This window comes from Pseudomonas sp. Irchel s3a12 (assembly GCF_900187485.1).
Taxonomy (GTDB): domain Bacteria; phylum Pseudomonadota; class Gammaproteobacteria; order Pseudomonadales; family Pseudomonadaceae; genus Aquipseudomonas; species Aquipseudomonas neuropathica.
In genome coordinates this window covers 527181-545697 of sequence record NZ_FYDN01000002.1, presented here as the reverse complement: position 1 = coordinate 545697, position 18517 = coordinate 527181, and the positions used below count along the sequence as shown (strand labels likewise).

At 59.4% G+C, this 18517-nt stretch carries 16 protein-coding genes and 4 tRNA genes; 13 read left to right on the top strand and 7 right to left on the bottom strand.

The window, feature by feature from the left end:
* Window positions 1–23 precede the first annotated feature (23 nt).
* Both CKW14_RS05915 and CKW14_RS05910 read right to left on the bottom strand, forming a co-directional pair.
* The gene (locus CKW14_RS05915; protein WP_095051092.1) at window positions 24–3494 is read right to left on the bottom strand and encodes a PAS domain-containing hybrid sensor histidine kinase/response regulator; all 3471 of its coding nucleotides are present in this window, start codon (window positions 3492–3494) and stop codon (window positions 24–26) included.
* Between the two features lie 258 nt (window positions 3495–3752).
* A complete protein-coding gene (locus tag CKW14_RS05910; RefSeq protein WP_095124955.1) occupies window positions 3753–4295 on the bottom strand; it encodes a TetR/AcrR family transcriptional regulator in 543 nt (180 codons plus the stop codon).
* 91 nt (window positions 4296–4386) lie between these two features.
* Here CKW14_RS05910 and CKW14_RS05905 point away from each other — a divergent pair, with 91 nt between their 5' ends.
* The 4 genes from CKW14_RS05905 to CKW14_RS05890 all read left to right on the top strand — a co-directional run bounded on the left by CKW14_RS05905 (window position 4387) and on the right by CKW14_RS05890 (window position 9167).
* Window positions 4387–5574: an MFS transporter gene (locus CKW14_RS05905; RefSeq protein ID WP_095124953.1), complete on the top strand. Its 1188-nt coding sequence runs from the start codon at window positions 4387–4389 to the stop codon at window positions 5572–5574.
* Window positions 5575–5624: 50 nt separating this feature from the next.
* A complete protein-coding gene (locus CKW14_RS05900) occupies window positions 5625–5936 on the top strand; it encodes a cupin domain-containing protein (RefSeq protein ID WP_095051094.1) in 312 nt (103 codons plus the stop codon).
* A gap of 105 nt (window positions 5937–6041) precedes the next feature.
* Window positions 6042–7193 carry a TDT family transporter gene (locus CKW14_RS05895; RefSeq protein WP_095124995.1) on the top strand — a complete coding sequence of 384 codons (1152 nt, stop codon included), beginning with the start codon at window positions 6042–6044 and terminating at the stop codon, window positions 7191–7193.
* Window positions 7194–7292: 99 nt separating this feature from the next.
* Window positions 7293–9167, top strand: a complete 1875-nt coding sequence (locus CKW14_RS05890) for an MFS transporter (RefSeq protein WP_095124951.1) — start codon at window positions 7293–7295, stop codon at window positions 9165–9167.
* A 114-nt stretch (window positions 9168–9281) separates the two neighbouring features.
* Here the strand turns inward: CKW14_RS05890 and sugE are convergent, their stop codons facing one another.
* The 3 genes from sugE to rdgC form a co-directional block, all read right to left on the bottom strand.
* Complete coding sequence (gene sugE, locus CKW14_RS05885) at window positions 9282–9596, bottom strand: quaternary ammonium compound efflux SMR transporter SugE (protein WP_003223093.1); 315 nt, start codon at window positions 9594–9596, stop codon at window positions 9282–9284.
* Between the two features lie 119 nt (window positions 9597–9715).
* Complete coding sequence (locus CKW14_RS05880; protein ID WP_095051096.1) at window positions 9716–10681, bottom strand: bile acid:sodium symporter family protein; 966 nt, start codon at window positions 10679–10681, stop codon at window positions 9716–9718.
* 161 nt (window positions 10682–10842) lie between these two features.
* The gene (gene rdgC / locus CKW14_RS05875) at window positions 10843–11763 is read right to left on the bottom strand and encodes a recombination-associated protein RdgC (RefSeq protein ID WP_064390914.1); all 921 of its coding nucleotides are present in this window, start codon (window positions 11761–11763) and stop codon (window positions 10843–10845) included.
* A 159-nt stretch (window positions 11764–11922) separates the two neighbouring features.
* Between rdgC and CKW14_RS05870 the strand changes: the two genes are divergently transcribed.
* The 4 genes from CKW14_RS05870 (at window position 11923) to CKW14_RS05855 (ending at window position 12457) form a co-directional block, all read left to right on the top strand.
* A tRNA-Val gene (locus CKW14_RS05870) sits at window positions 11923–11998 on the top strand.
* A gap of 19 nt (window positions 11999–12017) precedes the next feature.
* Window positions 12018–12094, top strand: a tRNA-Asp gene (locus CKW14_RS05865).
* Between the two features lie 191 nt (window positions 12095–12285).
* A tRNA-Val gene (locus tag CKW14_RS05860) sits at window positions 12286–12361 on the top strand.
* Window positions 12362–12380: 19 nt separating this feature from the next.
* A tRNA-Asp gene (locus CKW14_RS05855) sits at window positions 12381–12457 on the top strand.
* 114 nt (window positions 12458–12571) lie between these two features.
* On the opposite strand, the gene CKW14_RS05850 is transcribed toward CKW14_RS05855, so the two are convergent.
* Together CKW14_RS05850 and CKW14_RS05845 are read right to left on the bottom strand one after the other, a co-directional pair.
* Window positions 12572–13738 carry a catalase family protein gene (locus tag CKW14_RS05850; protein WP_095124949.1) on the bottom strand — a complete coding sequence of 389 codons (1167 nt, stop codon included), beginning with the start codon at window positions 13736–13738 and terminating at the stop codon, window positions 12572–12574.
* Window positions 13735–15543, bottom strand: a complete 1809-nt coding sequence (locus tag CKW14_RS05845) for a di-heme-cytochrome C peroxidase (protein ID WP_095124947.1) — start codon at window positions 15541–15543, stop codon at window positions 13735–13737. Before CKW14_RS05845 ends, CKW14_RS05850 begins: the two co-directional genes overlap by 4 nt.
* Before the next feature lie 270 nt (window positions 15544–15813).
* Here CKW14_RS05845 and CKW14_RS05840 point away from each other — a divergent pair, with 270 nt between their 5' ends.
* The 5 genes from CKW14_RS05840 (at window position 15814) to CKW14_RS05820 (ending at window position 18510) form a co-directional block, all read left to right on the top strand.
* Window positions 15814–16530 (top strand): FKBP-type peptidyl-prolyl cis-trans isomerase, encoded by a 717-nt coding sequence (locus tag CKW14_RS05840; RefSeq protein ID WP_007919751.1) that lies wholly within the window; start codon window positions 15814–15816, stop codon window positions 16528–16530.
* 294 nt (window positions 16531–16824) lie between these two features.
* Window positions 16825–17280, top strand: coding sequence for a YkvA family protein (locus CKW14_RS05835; RefSeq protein WP_095051099.1), 456 nt, complete (start codon window positions 16825–16827; stop codon window positions 17278–17280).
* A gap of 112 nt (window positions 17281–17392) precedes the next feature.
* Window positions 17393–17734, top strand: a complete 342-nt coding sequence (locus CKW14_RS05830; protein WP_095051100.1) for a helix-turn-helix transcriptional regulator — start codon at window positions 17393–17395, stop codon at window positions 17732–17734.
* A complete protein-coding gene (locus tag CKW14_RS05825) occupies window positions 17731–18102 on the top strand; it encodes a hypothetical protein (protein ID WP_003223109.1) in 372 nt (123 codons plus the stop codon). The genes CKW14_RS05830 and CKW14_RS05825 overlap by 4 nt, the downstream gene beginning before the upstream one ends.
* Window positions 18103–18510 (top strand): tetratricopeptide repeat protein, encoded by a 408-nt coding sequence (locus CKW14_RS05820; RefSeq protein WP_095051101.1) that lies wholly within the window; start codon window positions 18103–18105, stop codon window positions 18508–18510. It begins immediately after the preceding gene.
* The last annotated feature ends 7 nt before the right edge of the window (window positions 18511–18517 follow it).

Here is an 18517-nt window from a genome sequence, read left to right as displayed (position 1 = left end):
CCGGAGGCTGCGATCTTTTGCTTCTATAGCGGCAAGTACCGACTCAACAACGCCCGCAACGCCGCCGGCTTCACCGGTTTGGGCAGATAATCCAGCCCCGCCGCATGCACCTGGGCGACCATCTCCGGTCGCCCGTCAGCGCTGATCACTACCCCCGGCACCGGCTCACCCAGGCTCGTGCGCAACCACGCCATCAGCTCAGTGCCGGTATCGCCGTGGTCGAGGTGATAGTCGACCAACGCCAGTTGCGGCCGCACGCCGTCATTTAACAGGGCAGCACATTCTTCGCGATTGCGCGCTGTCCACACCTGACAGCCCCAGCGACTGAGCAGGCTGTTCATGCCGATCAGAATGCTGTCTTCATTGTCGATGCACAGCACCCGCGCGCCGCTTGGCAACTTGCCATTCATTTCGGCTGCAGCGCTTGCCGGTTGGGCCTGCGAGCGAGCAAGCGGCACGCTGACGCTGAACACACTGCCGCGACCCGGCCACGAGCGCACCCGCAAGGTGTGACCGAGTACCCGGCACAAACCATCGGCGATTGCCAAACCCAGGCCGAGGCCTTTTTCAGCGCGGGTCTGATGACTGTCGAGGCGTTTGAACTCTTCGAAAATCACTTGCTGTTTATCTTCCGGGATCCCTGGCCCGCGATCCCACACCTCCAGACACAATTCGCCGCCGCGCCGCCGCACGCCCAGCAGCACCGGGCCTTTGGCGTAGCGGAAAGCGTTAGTCAGGAAGTTCTGCAAAATGCGCCGCAGCAATTTGATGTCGCTGTCGATACGCAGATGGCTGCCGCGCACCCGGAACTTCAAACCCTGTTCCTGCGCCAGTGCCTTGAATTCCGCGCCGAGCGTGTCAAACAGTTCATTGACCGCAAACGCCTTGCGGTCCGGGTTGATCTTGCCGTTTTCCAGGCGAGAAATATCCAGCAGATCGCTGATCAGGTCCTCGGCCGAACGCAGTGAGCTGTCGAGGTGCTGCACCAGTTTCTGCGCCTCGCTGCTCAAGCCGTCGTCCTGATGGGAGAGGGCGGCGGAGAACAGCCGAGCGGCGTTCAGCGGTTGCATCAAGTCATGGCTGACCGCCGCGAGAAAGCGGGTTTTCGACTGGTTGGCGGCTTCGGCGGTGCCTTTGGCTTCAGTCAGCGCGACATTGAGTTGCGACAGCTCCTGGGTGCGTTCGCTGACCCGTTGTTCCAGCCCTTCATTGGCTTCGGTCAGTGCCTGCTCGGCTTCGCGGAACGCGGTGATGTCGGTGAAACTCATGACGAAACCGCCCCCCGGCATCGGGTTGCCGATCAGTTCGATCACCCGGCCGTTGGGGAACAGCCGTTCAGAGGTGTGCGCGCGGCCCTGACGCATCCAGTGCAAGCGGCGGGCAACGTGGACTTCCGCTTCGCCGGGGCCGCACAGGCCGCGCTCGGCGTTGTAGCGAATGATGTCGGCAATCGGCCGACCGACGCTGATCAAGCCGTCGGGGTAGTTGAACAGCTCCAGATAACGACGGTTCCAGGCCACCAGTTTCAGTGACTGGTCGACCACGCTGATGCCTTGGGTGATGTTCTCGATCGCACCCTGCAGCAAGGCACGGTTGAACTGCAGCACCTCGGAGGCTTCGTCGGCGATGCGCACGACGTCCTCCAACTGCATTTCCCGACCTTCGATGGCGGCTTTTACCACTGCGCGCGTCGACGAAGCGCCGAGTACACCGGCCAGCAAGCGCTCGGTATGGGCGATCCACTCGCCGTCGGCATTCTGGTTGGGGTTGAAGCCTTTGCCCTGGCGATAGGCGAAGCGAATGAAGCTCTGGCGCGCACGTTCCTCACCGACAAAACGCGCGGCCAATTGCAGCAAGTCGTCGATTTGCACCGCCAGCATTGAGCGTGCGCTCGGTCGCGCACTGATCTCCTGACCGATGAAACGTCCGGCCTGCCAGTGTTCCGATACGCGGGTACGCGACAGCACCGAAACCCAGGCGAACAGAGTGAAGTTGCCGGCCAGCGACAGCACTACGCCTTGGGTCAGCGGGGTAATCGGCAGGTTCAGCGGATTGCTGTGCAACCACGCCAGCCCTGGAAAACTGCTTAACGACCAGCCAAGGCTGTGCGCGGCGATCGGCAGGATCAAGGTGTAGAACCACAGGAAAGTACCGGCGGCCAAACCGGCGAAAACGCCGCGCCGGTTGGCCTGTTTCCAGTACAGCGCACCGAGCATGGCGGGCGCCAGTTGAGTTACGGCGGCGAACGCGATCTGGCCGATGGTCGCCAGGCTTGCGGTCGAGCCGAGCAAGCGATAGCTGACGTAGGCCAGCAACAGAATCACCACGATGCTGACGCGGCGTACCGAGAGCATCCATTGGCGGAACACTTCGAACGGGCGCTCGGCGTTATTGCGCCGCAGCAGCCACGGCAACAGCATGTCGTTGGAGACCATGGTCGACAACGCCACACTGGCGACAATCACCATGCCGGTCGCCGCCGACGCGCCACCGATAAACGCCAGCATGGCCAGCGCCGGATGGGCCTGCGCCAGTGGCAGGCTGATCACGAAGGAGTCGGGCAGCACATCGCGTGGCAACAGCATCTGACCAGCGAGCGCGATCGGCACGACAAACAGCGCGGCCAAGGCCAGATAGGCCGGAAATACCCATTTGGCCAGGCGCAGATCTTGCGGGTCGATGTTCTCAACCACGGTGACGTGGAACTGCCGGGGCAGGCAGATGATCGCCATCATTGCCACGCCGGTCTGCACCACCATCGACGGCCAGTTGATGGTTTCTTTCCAGTATTCCTCGAGACGCGGGGCGAGCATGGCCTGGTTGAACAGGTCATCGAAACCGTCATACAGGCCATAAGTGACGAAAGCGCCGACGGCGAGAAAGGCGAACAGTTTGACCAGCGATTCGAAAGCAATCGCCAGCACCATGCCACGGTGGTGTTCGGTGGCATCGAGGTTGCGCGTGCCGAAGACGATGGTGAACAGCGCCAGCACCAGCGACACGATCAGCGCGGTGTCCTGGGCGCGAGTGCCCATGGCGTCGGCACCGGCGCCGATCAGCAGGTTCACGCCGAGGACGATGCCTTTGAGTTGCAGGGCGATGTAGGGGAGGACGCCGACCAGACAGATCAACGCCACGACCACCGCCAGCGATTGCGATTTGCCGTAGCGCGCGGCGATAAAGTCAGCGATGGAGGTGATGTTCTCCTGTTTGCTGATCATCACCATTTTCTGCAGGACCCACGGCGCGCCGACCAACAGCAGAATCGGTCCGAGGTAAATCGGCAGGAATGACCACAATTGCTCGGCGGCTTGACCGACAGCGCCGAAGAACGTCCAGCTGGTGCAATAAACCGCCAGCGACAGGCTGTACACCCAGGCACGCACGCGCGGCGGCAACGGCGTGCTGCGGCGGTCGCCGTAGAAGGCGATGGCGAACATGATGGCCATATAGGCCAGGGCGACGGCGGCGATCAGCCCGGTGGACAGCGACATGCAACACTCCCGACAAAAGACTCCCCGGCACTCCTGCCCGGGCGGACAGTCTCGCATGCGCGGGGCGGTTAGTCAGTGTCGACCAAGGTCGTGGCGTGGCGGGGTGTCGCAGGTTTGAATGGAGGCGTTGTGCGTTGACATTGCCAGGCATCGAACCCTGTAGGAGCTGTCGAGTGAAACGAGGCTGCGATCTTTTGATTTTTCAAAATCAAGATCTAAAGATCGCAGCGTGCCGCAGCTCCTGCATGAATATCGGCGTCAGTCCTGACGCAACGCAATATCAATCAGCCGATGCAGTTCATCCACCTCCAGCGCCGCCGCCGAAAACAGAATCCGGAACACCACCGGTGCGACCACCAGATTGATCAGCCGATCGACACTCGGTGCCGCTTCATCCGGATGCCGCTCGATGATCGTCTGCAACTGCGCGCCAATGATCGTCACGCAATAGCCCGGCGTAGCACTGGCCTGCACGTCGCGCATCATGTTGCGCCCAGGCTCCGAACTCATCTCATCGAGATACTGCTCAGCCCACGCACGAATATCACTGCGCAAGCTGCCGGTTTGCGCCGGTTCGCTGTCCGGACGCATGCGGGCGAGGGCGACGTCGGCCAACAATGCCGACAGGTCACCCCAGCGCCGGTAAATCGTCGACGGTGTAACGCCTGCACGCGCGGCGATCTGCGGGACGGTCACGCTCGAGCGCTCCTGTTCTTGCAGGAGCGCACGGACTGCCGAATGAATTGCATCTTGCACCCGGGCACTGCGGCCGCCGGGGCGTAAACCTTCTTTAATAGCCATGGCGCAGACCTTAACACAAAGAATTTGCTTTAAGCGCGAGGCAGTAGCACACTCCGCAAAAGCAAAAAATTAGCTTTTGCGGAGTGTACCCATGACCAGCCTTGCTTCCAATCGATCCAGCCTGTGGTTTCTGGCGATTACTTTACTGAGTTTTCTCGCCGCCTCCACGGCGCCAACGCCGCTGTATCACCTGTATCAGGATCAGCTGCACTTTTCGGCAGCCGTCCTGACCCTGATTTTCGGCGTCTACGCCCTCAGCCTGTTGGCGGCTCTATTAACAGTCGGTTCGCTGTCCGACCACTTGGGACGCAAACCGGTGATCTTCACCGCCGTGCTGCTCAACGCGTTGGCGATGTTGCTGTTTATCTACGCCGACAGCGTGGCGTGGCTGATCAGCGCGCGTGTTCTGCAAGGGTTTGCCACCGGCATGGCCACCGCTGTTTTAAGCGCGACATTGCTCGACGCCGATCGTCAGCAGGGGCCGCTGATCAACAGTGTGGCTCCGTTGCTCGGCATGGCCTTGGGCGGCATGGGGTGCGGTTTACTGGCGGAGTTTGCGCCGGCACCTATGCAGCTGACCTATTGGCTGCTGCTCGCACTGTTTGTATTGCAAGGCATTTATGTCTGGCGCTTACCGGAAAGCGTCACTCCGCAAGCGGGGGCGTGGGCCTCGTTGCGGCCGACACTGCACGTGCCGATTCAAGCGCGGGCCACCTTGTGGCGCGTGTTGCCACTGAACACGGCAACCTGGGCGCTCGGCGGTTTCTACGCCTCGTTGGCACCGTCATTGGTGCGCACCGCCACCGGTTCGACTTCCAATCTGATCGGCGGCGCAACCGTGGCCGCCCTGACAGTGACCGGTGCATTGATGATTTTCACGCTGCGCAATCGTCCCGCCGCACGGGCGTTGCAGTTGGGTGCGAGCCTGCTGCCGATCGGTCTGGTATTGATTCTGCTGGGCGTGCACAGCGCCAGCCTGTCGCTGTTTTTCCTCGGCACGCTGGTGGCCGGTTGCGGCTTTGGCTCGGGATTCCTCGGCGCCGTGCGCAGCCTGGTGCCGCTGGCCTTGCCCCATGAGCGGGCAGGATTGATGGCGGCCTATTACGTGCTCAGTTATCTGGCGTTCTGCCTGCCGGCGTTGCTCGCCGGGCACTTGTCGCGTAGCTACGGTTTGCTGGCAACCACCGATGGTTACGGGGTGGTGTTGATCGTGTTGGCCATTGGTGCGCTGTTACTCAGCCTGCGCCCAGCCGCAGCCAAAGTGTGCCGCGCTCCATAACCCCCTCGATTTCGGTTAGCCTTGCCCAGCCTTCTCTCACGGATCGCCCCATGAAGATTATCCGCAGCAAGACCTTCACTGCCGAGCGCGCCTGGGGCGCGCTGGACATCGCCAACATGAACGGCATCACCACGCGCCTGCACTGGACGGATCAGCCGTACAAATGGCACATCAACGATGGTGAGGAAGTATTTGTGGTGCTCGATGGCCAAGTGCTGATGCATTACCGCGATCTGGGCGAAGAAAAACAGGTGCAGCTTGAGGTCGGTGACATCTTCTATGCGAGTGTCGGCACCGAGCATGTCGCCCATCCGCAAGGCGCAGCGCGGATTCTGGTGATCGAGAGCGAAGGCAGCGTCTGACTGCTTATTGGTAAAACAGATAACAGTTAGAGAAATTACCCGTTATATAGATATTCGATTCGGTTCTACCATGGACTCAACCTCACCAGAGGAGAGGACTCCATGATGACTTGCCCCAACAGCGCCAAACCCGGCATCAAACCGTTCCGCCAGCTTCAGCACCCGCGTGAAGTGATTCGCCAGTTCACCCCCAACTGGTTCGCCGCGACCATGGGCACCGGTGTGCTGGCGTTGGCGCTGGCGCAACTGCCATTGGCCATTCCAGGCCTGCACGCTATCGCCGAAGGTTTGTGGTTGTTCAACATTCTGTTATTCAGCCTGTTTACCGTCGCCTACGCCGCGCGCTGGATGCTGTTCTTCGACGAGGCCCGGCGGATTTTCGGCCACTCCACGGTTTCGATGTTCTTCGGCACGATTCCCATGGGCCTGGCGACCATCATCAACGGCTTTCTGGTGTTTGGCTTGCCGCGCTGGGGTGACGGCGTGATTCACCTCGCCGAAGTGCTGTGGTGGATCGATGTGGCCATGTCGCTGGCTTGCGGCGTGTTGATCCCTTACATGATGTTTACCCGTCAGGAACACAGCATTGATCAGATGACCGCCGTCTGGTTGCTGCCGGTCGTGGCGGCAGAGGTGGCGGCGGCCAGCGGTGGTTTGCTCGCACCGCATCTCACCGATGCCCACTCACAACTGGTGATACTGACGACGAGCTACGTGCTCTGGGCCTTTTCCCTACCGGTAGCATTCAGCATTCTGACCATCCTGCTGCTGCGCATGGCCCTGCACAAACTGCCCCACGAAAATATGGCGGCGTCGAGCTGGCTGGCCCTCGGCCCGATCGGCACCGGTGCGCTGGGCATGTTGCTGTTGGGCGGTGATGCGCCGGCGATATTCGCGTCGAACGGTCTGCCCGGTATCGGTGAAATCGCCTCGGGTGTGGGGCTTATTGCCGGGATAACCCTGTGGGGCTTCGGGCTGTGGTGGATGCTGATGGCGCTGCTGATCACCGTGCGTTACTTGCGTGACGGCATCCCGTTCAACCTCGGCTGGTGGGGCTTCACCTTCCCGTTGGGCGTGTATTCGCTGGCAACTCTGAAACTGGCGAGCACCCTGAACCTGACGTTTTTCAGTGTCGTCGGCACGCTGTTGGTGATGTTGCTGGCGCTGATGTGGCTGATCGTCGGCAAACGTACCGTGCAAGGCGCCTGGCGGGGCGAGCTGTTTGTCTCGCCGTGCATCGCAGGTTTGAAGAAATAACCTGAAAAGTTTAGGTAAGGTGTGGCCTGGATCGCGGTTCGAGAATCCAATAAGCAGTACCCAGGCCTCTCTACCTTAAACATCAGGGAAACACGGAAGATGAGTCACCCCTCACAGTTCAACCTGCTGCGCACCCGGCGCTTCTTGCCGTTCTTCATCACGCAGTCGCTCGGCGCGTTCAACGACAACGTGTTCAAACAGTCGCTGATCCTCGCCATTCTCTATCGGCTGACCATCGAGGGTGACCGTTCGATCTGGGTCAACCTGTGTGCGTTGCTGTTTATCCTGCCGTTTTTCCTGTTCTCGGCACTGGCCGGGCAGTTCGGGGAAAAATTCGCCAAGGACGCGCTGATCCGTCTGATCAAGCTCGCGGAAATCGCGATCATGGCCGTAGGATCGGTCGGTTTTCTCTTCGATCACTTGTCGCTGATGCTGGTGGCGCTCTTCGCCATGGGTACCCATTCGGCGCTGTTCGGGCCGGTGAAGTATTCCATCCTGCCGCAGGCCTTGCGCGAGGATGAGCTGGTGGGCGGCAACGGCCTGGTGGAGATGGGCACGTTTCTGGCGATTCTTGCCGGGACGATTGGTGCCGGGGTCATCATGTCCTCTTCGCACTATGCGCCGTTGGTGTCCTGCGCCATCGTCGGGATCGCCGTGCTGGGTTATCTGGCCAGTCGCAGCATTCCGCGCGCGGCGGCATCCTCCCCAGAGATGCGCCTGAACTGGAACATCTTCAGTCAATCCTGGGCCACGCTGAAGCTCGGTCTGGGCCAGACGCCAGCAGTGTCGCGCTCGATTGTCGGCAACTCGTGGTTCTGGTTTGTCGGGGCGATTTACCTGACGCAGATTCCCGCCTACGCCAAGGAATGGATGCACGGCGATGAGACCGTGGTCACCCTGATTCTCACCGTGTTCTCGGTCGGGATTGCGCTGGGTTCGATGCTTTGCGAGAAGCTGTCCGGGCGCAAGGTGGAGATCGGTCTGGTGCCGTTCGGTTCGTTCGGTCTGACCGTATTCGGTTTGCTGCTGTGGTGGCATTCCGGCGGGATTCCCGACAGCGTCAGCGGCCACAGCTGGATTGAAGTGCTGGGCTTCGTGCACACCTGGGCGGTGTTGGTCGACATCCTCGGCCTCGGCATTTTCGGTGGTTTCTACATCGTGCCGTTGTATGCCTTGATCCAGTCGCGCACCGCCGAGAACGAGCGGGCAAGGGTGATTGCCGCCAACAACATTCTCAACGCACTGTTTATGGTGGTCTCGGCCATCGTCTCGATTGTGCTGTTGAGTGTGGCCAAGCTGTCGATCCCGCAGTTGTTCCTGGTGGTGTCGCTGCTGAATATTGGCGTCAACGCCTACATCTTCAAAATCGTCCCCGAGTTCAGCATGCGCTTCATGATCTGGCTGCTCAGCCATTCCATGTACCGCGTCGAGCACCGCAACCTTGAAGCCATTCCGGATGAAGGCGCGGCATTGCTGGTGTGCAACCACGTGTCGTTTGTCGATGCGTTGTTGATTGGTGGCGCGGTGCGTCGGCCGATTCGCTTTGTCATGTACTACAAGATCTACAACCTGCCGGTGCTGAACTTTATCTTCCGCACGGCGGGGGCGATTCCGATTGCCGGACGGAATGAAGACATCCAGATCTACGAAAAGGCTTTCACCCGGATTGCTCACTATTTGAAGGCCGGTGAGTTGGTGTGCATCTTCCCGGAAGGCAAGTTGACGGCGGACGGCGAGATGAATGAGTTCAGGGGCGGGCTCACGCGGATTCTCGAAGAGACACCGGTGCCGGTGATTCCGCTGGCGTTGCAAGGGCTGTGGGGGAGTTTCTTCAGTCGCGATCCGAACAAAGGGTTTTTTCACCGATTGTGGTCGCGGGTGACGTTGGTGGCAGGAGCGCCGGTGGGCGTTGATGCTGCTGAGCCGGCGAAGTTGCAGGGGTTGGTCGGGGAGTTGCGCGGGGCAGTTAGATAGCCGGCGATTTTAAGGTCCTCTTCGCGAGCAGGCTCGCTCCCACATTCGATCGCGTTCCGTCAGAGGAATACGATCAACTGTGGGAGCGAGCCTGCTCGCGAAAGCGGTAGTGGCTTAAGCGCTGACCTTAAGCCCAATCAACCCGGTAATGATCAACGCCACACTGGCCAGCCGAATCAACGCCATCGACTCGCCAAACAGGATGATTCCGGCAATCACCGTGCCCACCGCACCGACGCCGGTCCAGATCGCATAGGCGGTGCCCAACGGCAATTCCTTCATCGCAAGGCCGAGCAGGCCAAGGCTGATGGCCATGGCCGCAACGGTCAGAACGGTGGGGAGCGGGCGGGTGAAACCGTCGGTGTATTTCAGGCCGACGGCCCAGCCGACTTCAAACAGGCCGGCGAAAAACAGAATGATCCAGGACATGAAAGACCTCCATCGATAGACGGGGTCGTCCCCAGATTAATAACTCGATCGAGCCGCAGGGTCGTCCCCGCGTTACGCAATAGTGTGACGAGCATTAACCCGGGGATCAAGTTTTCGCCTCAGTCGGCCGCTTGCTGCGCCAGCGACTCGCGATCTTCCTTTTCACTCATGCGCCGGAAGTACGTCGACAGCAGTGCCCCGGAAATATTGTGCCAAACGCTGAACAGCGCACTCGGCACCGCCGCCAATGGCGAGAAATGTGCACTGGCCAGCGCGGCACCCAATCCCGAATTCTGCATGCCGACTTCCAGCGCCAGCGATTTGCGCTGGGCCAGCGGCAGCTTGAACAGGCGTCCGGTGAAGTAGCCCAGCAGATAACCGAAGCTGTTGTGCAACATCACTACGGCCATGATCAGCAGGCCGGATTCGGCGATTTTCGCCTGACTGGCGGCCACCACGGCAGTGACAATGATCACGATGCTGATCACCGATACCAGCGGCAACACGTCCACGGCATGACGAACCTTGTCACCGAGCATGCGTTGGGCAACCACACCAAGAATGATCGGCAGCAGCACCACTTGCAGGATCGACCAAAACAGCTCCATGAACGACACCGGCAACCACGCCGAAGCCAATAGCCAGATCAGCGCCGGCGTCAGCAGCGGGGCGAGGAGGGTGGTCACGGCAGCAATGGCCACCGACAACGCCAGATCACCTCGGGCCAGCCAGGTCATCACGTTGGACGAGGTGCCGCTCGGGCAGCAGCCAACCAGAATAACCCCGACGGCGATTTCCGGCGGCAGATGAAACACTTGGCAAAGCAACCATGCCACACCGGGCATGATCACGAAATGTGCAACCACGCCCAGCGCCACACGCCACGGGTGGCGGGCAACGGCAGCGAAGTCGTCGAGTTTGAGGGTCAGGCCCATGCCGAACATGACAAGCCCGAGCAGCGGTACGATCGCGCTTTTCAGGCCGAGGAACCACGCCGGTTGCAGGAACGCAATCACCGCGAAAATCAGAACCCAGTAAGCGAAGGTATTGCCGACAAAGCGGCTGAGTGCAGCCAGTGCGCGCATGGCTTGTTCCTTATTGTTTGTTACACCACAAAACATTGTGGGAGCTGGCTTGCCAGCGATGGCGGCGTGTCAGACTCCCTATAAGCCATCTGTAACACCGCTATCGCTGGCAAGCCAGCTCCCACATTTGAACCGGTTCCATCAGTTGGAACTGGTTGGATTTAGATCCCCTGCGGAGTCTCTTCCCCACCCAACGCTTCAACCAGCGCTGGCAGGAAATCACCGAAGGTCAGCATCATCAGCGTGAAGCTGGCATCCAGTTGACCCAGCGCCTCGTCGCCACCGTCCTGCTCCGCCTGATCCTGCAACAGATCTTCGAACTTCAGACGTTTGACCGTCATCTTGTCGTCGAGCATGAACGACAGTTTGTCCTGCCAGGCCAGCGACAACTGAGTGACGACTTTGCCAGTGCTCAGGTGCAGCTGGATTTCTTCGCTGGTCAGGTCCTGACGCTTGCAACGCACGATGCCGCCATCTTCGTGGGTGTCGCGCAGTTCGCACTCGTCCAGTACATAGAAGTCATCAGCGGCTTTTTGGGTGGTGACCCAGTCAGTCATGACCGCAGTCGGTGCCATTTTCACGGTCAGCGGACGGACGGGCAGGGTGCCGATCACTTCACGCAGGGTCGACAGCAGGTCTTCGGCGCGTTTCGGGCTGGCCGAGTTGACCAGGATCAGACCCTGTTTGGGTGCGATAGCGGCAAAGGTCGACGAGCGACGAATAAAGGCGCGCGGCAGGAACGCCTGGATGATTTCATCCTTGATCTGATCGCGTTCCTTCTTATAGACCTTGCGCATCTGTTCGGCTTCGATCTCTTCGACCTTTTCCTTGACCGCGTCGCGCACGACGCTGCCCGGCAGAATGCGTTCTTCTTTACGCGCGGAAATCAGCAGGAAGTCACCGCTGACGTGCACCAGTGGAGCATCTTCGCCTTTGCCGAACGGCGCGACGAAACCGTAGGTGGTCAACTCCTGGCTTGCACATGGACGCGCCAGTTTGGTGGCCAGTGCAGTTTCCAGCGCCTCGGCATCGACAGGCAGGTCTTGGGTCAGGCGATAGATAAGCAGGTTTTTGAACCACATGGGGTGAGTCTCTCCTTTATACAAAGGGGGGCATTATTGTCTTCGCCGTCCCATAGGCCAACCCTTCTCTAAGCCTTTGGAAGGCCTGAGAAAATTATTTAAAAAAGTGCTTGCCAGAGGTTGGGTCGCTCCGTAGAATGCGCGCCACACCGAAGCGAAGGGTGATTAGCTCAGCTGGGAGAGCGTCTGCCTTACAAGCAGAATGTCGGCGGTTCGATCCCGTCATCACCCACCATTCGTTTCAAGTGTTTAGCGCAGCGGTAGTTCAGTCGGTTAGAATACCGGCCTGTCACGCCGGGGGTCGCGGGTTCGAGTCCCGTCCGCTGCGCCATATTCGGTAACCTGGACCACTGAACGCCAGGTCACCACGGAAAAACCCGCCAAGGCGGGTTTTTTTCTGCTCCAAGGTTGTACCCGCGGGATGTGTCGTTTTACTGGTTTTCGGATTTATTTGAAAAAAAATTCAATTAAATCAACACTTTACGAAAACTTGTGGCATAATGCGTCCCGTAACGAAGCGAAGGGTGATTAGCTCAGCTGGGAGAGCGTCTGCCTTACAAGCAGAATGTCGGCGGTTCGATCCCGTCATCACCCACCATTCGTTTCAAGCGTTTCGCGCAGCGGTAGTTCAGTCGGTTAGAATACCGGCCTGTCACGCCGGGGGTCGCGGGTTCGAGTCCCGTCCGCTGCGCCATATTCGGAATCTGGAACACTGAACGCCAGATTCCACAGAAAGCCCGCCTAGTGCGGGCTTTTTGCTGTCCTGGATTTATTGATTCCATGTCCTCAAAGGTGCTTTGACACCGCTCTACTGCGCGGCATTCTGGCTGTGCCGATAATCGCTCACTGCCTCATACACCGCTTTACGCAAGCGGTTGATTCCGCCAATCGGCCGATGCGCCTCAATCCCGAACCATGGATTGAACGAAAGATTGTCACACGCCAGATTCAGCGCCGGTGTATCGAAGTCCTGCGGTGGCAGAGTGATCCGCGCTACGGTTTCAAACGGCGAATCCTGCTCGCGCCATTCGATGCTGGTGTCTTCGATCGGCATGTACTTGTTGGCATCCTGACGCTGGATCTGCAGGACGAAACACGCCGGTATCCGGTCCGTCGACAGTTGCTGGTTTAAGGCGCTGCGCAAGAAATTCGGTAAATCATGATTCTGTTTTGGCAGTGTGTAGTCCGGGCAGTTGTCCGGGGCCGGCGCCACCCGAAACTTTGCATTGGCTTCACCAAATTTGTACGGCGATACCGAAAAATAAGTGGTCGCGGTCGGACTGTCCGGCGGCGGTGACAGGGTTGCCAGCGCAATAAACAAATGGCGGACCTGCCATGTGCGCGGGTCCCATCCCGGAAAAAATGCCATGACCTTTTTGCCGTCAGCCTGCGCCGACACGTTCTGACGATACTCGGCGACATCGCTGACAAAAAAGTTCGGGTGGCTGAACATCACAAAATCCTGCTCAGGCTGTGACTGGCGGTTGCCGAGCAGCTGTTTTCCCGAAACGTCCAGCAGTTTGATCGCCATCCCCCGGGCGTCGCGCAGGCTGTCGAACTGTGGATAGGCATTGCCATTGGACAGGCGAATCATCGCTTGCCAGGTTTTTCCGGGCTCACTGAACACGCCCTGTCGCAGCGGTTGCGCCAGTTCCGGCAGCACTTGCACCTGCGCCTTCACGCAGCCATGGGCCTTGGCATGGGCGTCGCGCAGATAACGGGTGCCTTCGCGATGCTGATCGACGATGCGCACGGCGGTCTGGATCACGTCCTGTGTCATCGCCGCTTCGCCAGGCGGAACCTGCTCCAGCGCCGACACCGGGCCGCGGTGATGCCAGGCAAACCATGCTGTGGCGATGGCCCAGCCGAACAGGCCGATGACGAGCGCTATCAACAGAACCTTGCCCAGTACACGACCCAGCCACAACCAGATTCTGGCCAGCAGCGACTGTTCTTTCTTGAAGGTTGAGATCATGGCAGTTGCGCCTCCAGTGGGCCGCCGAGGACTTTCAGGTACTCAAGAAGTGCCCAGCGTTCTTCGGGCTGCAATAGCCGGCCAATCACGCCGTTGCCACGTTCGCCGGCGCGGAACTCATGGCCGCTGTTGTGGTTGCCGGTGATGCGCGTGTCGAACAGGAAGCCATTGGTAAACGCTTCGGTGCGATAACCCAGATGTCGCGGATCGTATTCAACGGTGCCTTTGAAAAAGGTCGTGACGCGTTCATCCTGCGGCGACAGCAACTGATAAATGCTCGGCACTGAACCGTTGTGCAAAAACGGCGCGGTGGCCCAGACACCGGCCAGTGGGCGCGCCTTGTAAGCGACTTTTTCGCGTACGCCGATGGGTAGGCCGAAGCCGTCCAGGCGTGGTTTTTCCTGCGGCGTGACGTTGGCTTCGCGATAGGCGCGGTCTTCGACGAAGGCGGTGACGTAAGCCAAGCCCTTGGCCACCGATAACTGGCTCAAGTCCAGTGGCTCCTTGGGTGTCGGATGCAGCTTGACGTCCATTTTTTCGAGTTCTTTCAGATCCCACTGCAGGGCTGTGAGGTCGAAACGGTGGTTGGCGATATTGTCGGCAGCGGTCGGGTCGGTGCCGATGACAGCGACTGGCAGCATGTGCAAATGCTGCACCCAGCGCTCACCTTCCTGAGTCTGGCGCGGTACGTGACAACCGGCGCAGTTCTCGACAAACAGCGTGCGGCCCTTGGTTGCCAAGGGTTTGTCGATGGCGCCAAACAGATCCTCTGGCCAGGCTGGTGGCTTGAGCCTTTGCAGGGTTTCTTCGATTTTGTGCAGATCACGCACACGCACGCTGGAGGCATAGCGTGCTTCGCCCTGCAGTGGCTGGCCGTTGTCATCGAAAAAATTCAGGGTGGCGCCGACGCCCAACGCTTCACCGATATTGCGTGCCATCGGCTGCTGCGCCGAGCCGTTCCACTGCACCCAGTCGAATGACCACATATCCCAGAGCTGCGGATAATCCACCGGGGCATTGGCCACGCGGTAGTTGGCGGGGGAAATCGCATCGCCAAACGTCGCGTTGGCAATGCGTCCGAAGGCATCTGCGCGGCCGGGGCCTTCTTCGGTCGGGTAGAGGCCGCGATGGGTATCGTTCCAGGCGACTTTGAGGAATGTATTCAGTGAGGTTTTGAAGTCTTTGCGCAATTGCTCGTGACGCGCGTCGTAGTCGTCGCCCAGTACGGTTCTGGCGAAACGTTCGAATTTCCATGGGTTGTAGTAAGTGGAGGTCAGACTTGCCACCAATGCCTGTCCGAAACTGCCGCCGCGCAAAGTAGGCACACTGGACGGCAGCACATGTTGCGCGGTACCCCCGTCAATTCGCACGGCCTGACCTTTGAAGCGCAATTCGCCGGTGTGGCAAGCGGCGCAAGTGATGTCCAGATATTGTTCGGTGCTGCCGGGGTTCTGATGTCGGGCAAAACCGACGGGGAGGTTGCCGGGGTTGGTCGTCGTGGCTTTCTGCTGCGGGTCGATCAGAAAACCGAAACGCGCCAGGTAATCAGGCGAGGCGAAACGTTGCGCCGAGAAGGGCAGTTCCAGCGCCTGGAACCACTCATAGCGCAGGCCTTTGACCTGCGTACCCTGGGGCGTGAAATAGTAGGTTTGCCGGTCTTCGTCACTCCACTGATCGAGGTAATGCACCTGCTCGGCGGGGGTGTAGAAGGGCAGTTTCGGATTGGCGACGTAATACAGGACCACGGCGAGAACCAGTCCCAGCAGCACGACGATCAGGGTCAGCACACGGAATAAGAGGCGCAAGATAAACATCCTTGTCGATTTGTTCCGCTGTTATGCCTGAGCCTGGCCCTGTGCGGCAAGTGGCCATTACGCCAGATGATGCTAGAAGAAACGACGCCGATTGCCGGGACGAGATGACAGAAGCTTCATCGTCGCTTCGCGCCAATGCGTTTTAATCCCTGAACTTATCGGAAGATTCCTGCTCTCATGCCGGTAGCCATTGGTCGTGGCGGCCTGATAAGCTCGCGGCTTTACTCGATTGCCCTTTCGGCGCATGAACAAGGAAATAGCATGAAACAGCATCGGTTGGCGGCGGCGGTTGCCCTGGTTAGCCTGGTCCTCGCGGGTTGTGATTCGCAGACCAGCGTAGAGCTGAAAACCCCGGCGCAAAAAGCTTCCTACGGTATCGGCCTGAACATGGGCAAGAGCCTGGCTCAGGAAGGCATGGATGATCTGGACTCCAAAGCGGTAGCCCAGGGCATCGAAGATGCCGTCGGCAAGAAAGAACAGAAGCTGAAAGATGAAGAACTGGTCGAAGCCTTCGCCGCGCTGCAGAAGCGTGCTGAAGAGCGTATGGCCAAGATGAGCGAAGAGTCGGCAGCCGCCGGCAAGAAATTCCTCGAAGAAAATGGCAAGAAAGCAGGTGTGACGACCACCGCTTCCGGCCTGCAGTATGAAGTCGTCAAGAAAGCTGATGGCCCACAGCCTAAGCCGACTGACGTAGTGACCGTTCACTACACCGGCAAGCTGACCAACGGCACCGTCTTCGACAGCTCCGTCGAGCGCGGCAGCCCGATCGATCTGCCGGTGAGCGGCGTGATCCCGGGTTGGGTTGAAGGTCTGCAACTGATGCACGTTGGCGAGAAGTACAAACTGTACATCCCTAGCGATCTGGCTTACGGCGCTCAGTCGCCAAGCCCGGCAATCCCGGCCAACTCGGTTCTGGTCTTCGACCTGGAACTGCTGGCCATCAAGGATCCAGCTAAAGAAGCCGCTGCTGCCAAGTAATCGGTAACGGGTCTGACAACAACGCCTCGCTTATGCGGGGCGTTGTTGCATCTGGACCCTGCCAAGGGTAAACAGAGCGAACCGATGGCGGTCGGGAGAGTCATAGCCAATGAGACTGCCATCGCTAGCCGCCCTGAGCAGCCAAGTCAATGAAATATTGGGGTTTTTTATGTGAGTAAAAAACGCCCGATCTGAGCGCAGCCCTTATGAAACGGGGCTTTCAGCGCTGAAATGCAGCTCTGTTCACAAGGTTATCCACAATTTGTGTGGATAACATTTCAACGGGAGGAATAGATGAAAGCTCCGTGGAATTTCGCTCGATTCCTGCCCTTGGCCGGCCGTCTGTTGGCGCGTGGCCGTTTACCGACCTTACTGTTTGCGGTTGCCAGCAAAGGCGCCGCGCAAGGCAATCGTCTCGGTAAACTCAAGGACGATTTACGCTTGCTTCAGGCATTGTGCCTGGCCTACTGGCGCGGCGAGTACCGCGCTATCAGTGGCAAAGCCCTGGTGTCGGTGGTGGCGGGTTTGATGTACTTCCTCAGTCCGGTGGATGCGATTCCAGATTTCATTCCCGTGTTTGGCATGTTCGACGACATCGCCGTCCTCGCCTGGCTGATGAAAACCCTCGACGATGAACTCAATGCGTTTCGCCTGTGGCGTAACCGTCAGCAACCGGAAAAACTGGCAGTCGTCGAACGCCTGCCGGATACCCCCGAACAACTGCAACTACAGGGGCCGAAAAAAACCTGATTCTCAGCACCCACATACAGATAGATACCCCCCGCGACCTTGGCCGCTGTTAGGATTACACTTCTAGGGAAAAGTGCCGACTCGCTAAGTGTTGTTGTCCTACGGGGTAGTCATGGATATTCAGATAATTGCACGCGATGGCGAACCCGAATACGCGGTTCTGCCGTGGGCTCAGTATCAGGCTCTACTAAAAGCAGCAGGCATCAACGAAACACCGTCGCGTCCGGCAGCCACGCCGCTCACGGCCTCACCAGACGCGATACTTCCAGGTCTGGATCAACTACGCAGTTTGCGCGAAGGGAAGGGCATCGCCATTGAGGCGCTGGCCCGCACGGTAGGCATCAGCCCGTCTTATCTGGCCATGATCGAAAGTGGCGAGCGTCAGCCCGACGCCGCGATTCGCCGCAGCCTGGCCTGGGAATTGACGGTGCCAGGGTGGAGGGATGAATCGTGAGCGTACGCATCAGTCGTCAACATTGGGACGGATTGCTCGGGGAACTTGATCAGGCGCGTCGCCAGCGCCATCTGCTGACTTATCGGGCGTTGCTCGAGCGGTTGCAATTGCCGACGCCGGCCATGCAAACCCTGACGGCCGCGCTTGAACATCTGGCCGCGCTGGATGCCAAGGCCGAACAACCGTTGCGCAGTTCGCTGGTGATCAGCCAGGGCGCCAGTCGCCTGCCGCGCACAGGTTTCTTCGAATGTGTTGAACGTCTGGGGCGTTTTTCCGGGCCATCCGACGGCGTTGCCGCGGCTTCCTGGCATGCCTCGGAAGTGGTCAGGGTCTTCGAATACGAGTACCCGGAATCGGCAGAGGCCTGAGTGTTTTTACGACTCAAGGCGCGGGCCAGTTACTGGCTGGCGCGCAGGCTGTTTCACTGGTCGTGGTTTGTCCGCCAACCGCGAGGCTGGCGCTGGCTTGAAGGGCAGTTTGCGCGCATGGCCAACCTTGGCGATGTTGGTGCACAAAGCTTCTACGGGCACATCCTGACCTTTCGTGGTGTCGGCCTGGGTGCACGTGAAGAAGGTGTTCGCCTGTTGCGGCTGGCCGCGCTCGCGGGTGATGGCAAAGCGGCTTATCAGGTCGGCGTGATCAGTTTGGCCGGAACGCCGAGCAAACCGCCGGATCCTGTCGAAGCCGCCCGCTGGTGGGGCATGGCGGCCAAAGCCGGACACCCGTTGGCGGAGCTCAAATTGAAAGAGCTGAGTACTCGCGACTCAACACTGTAAATCCATT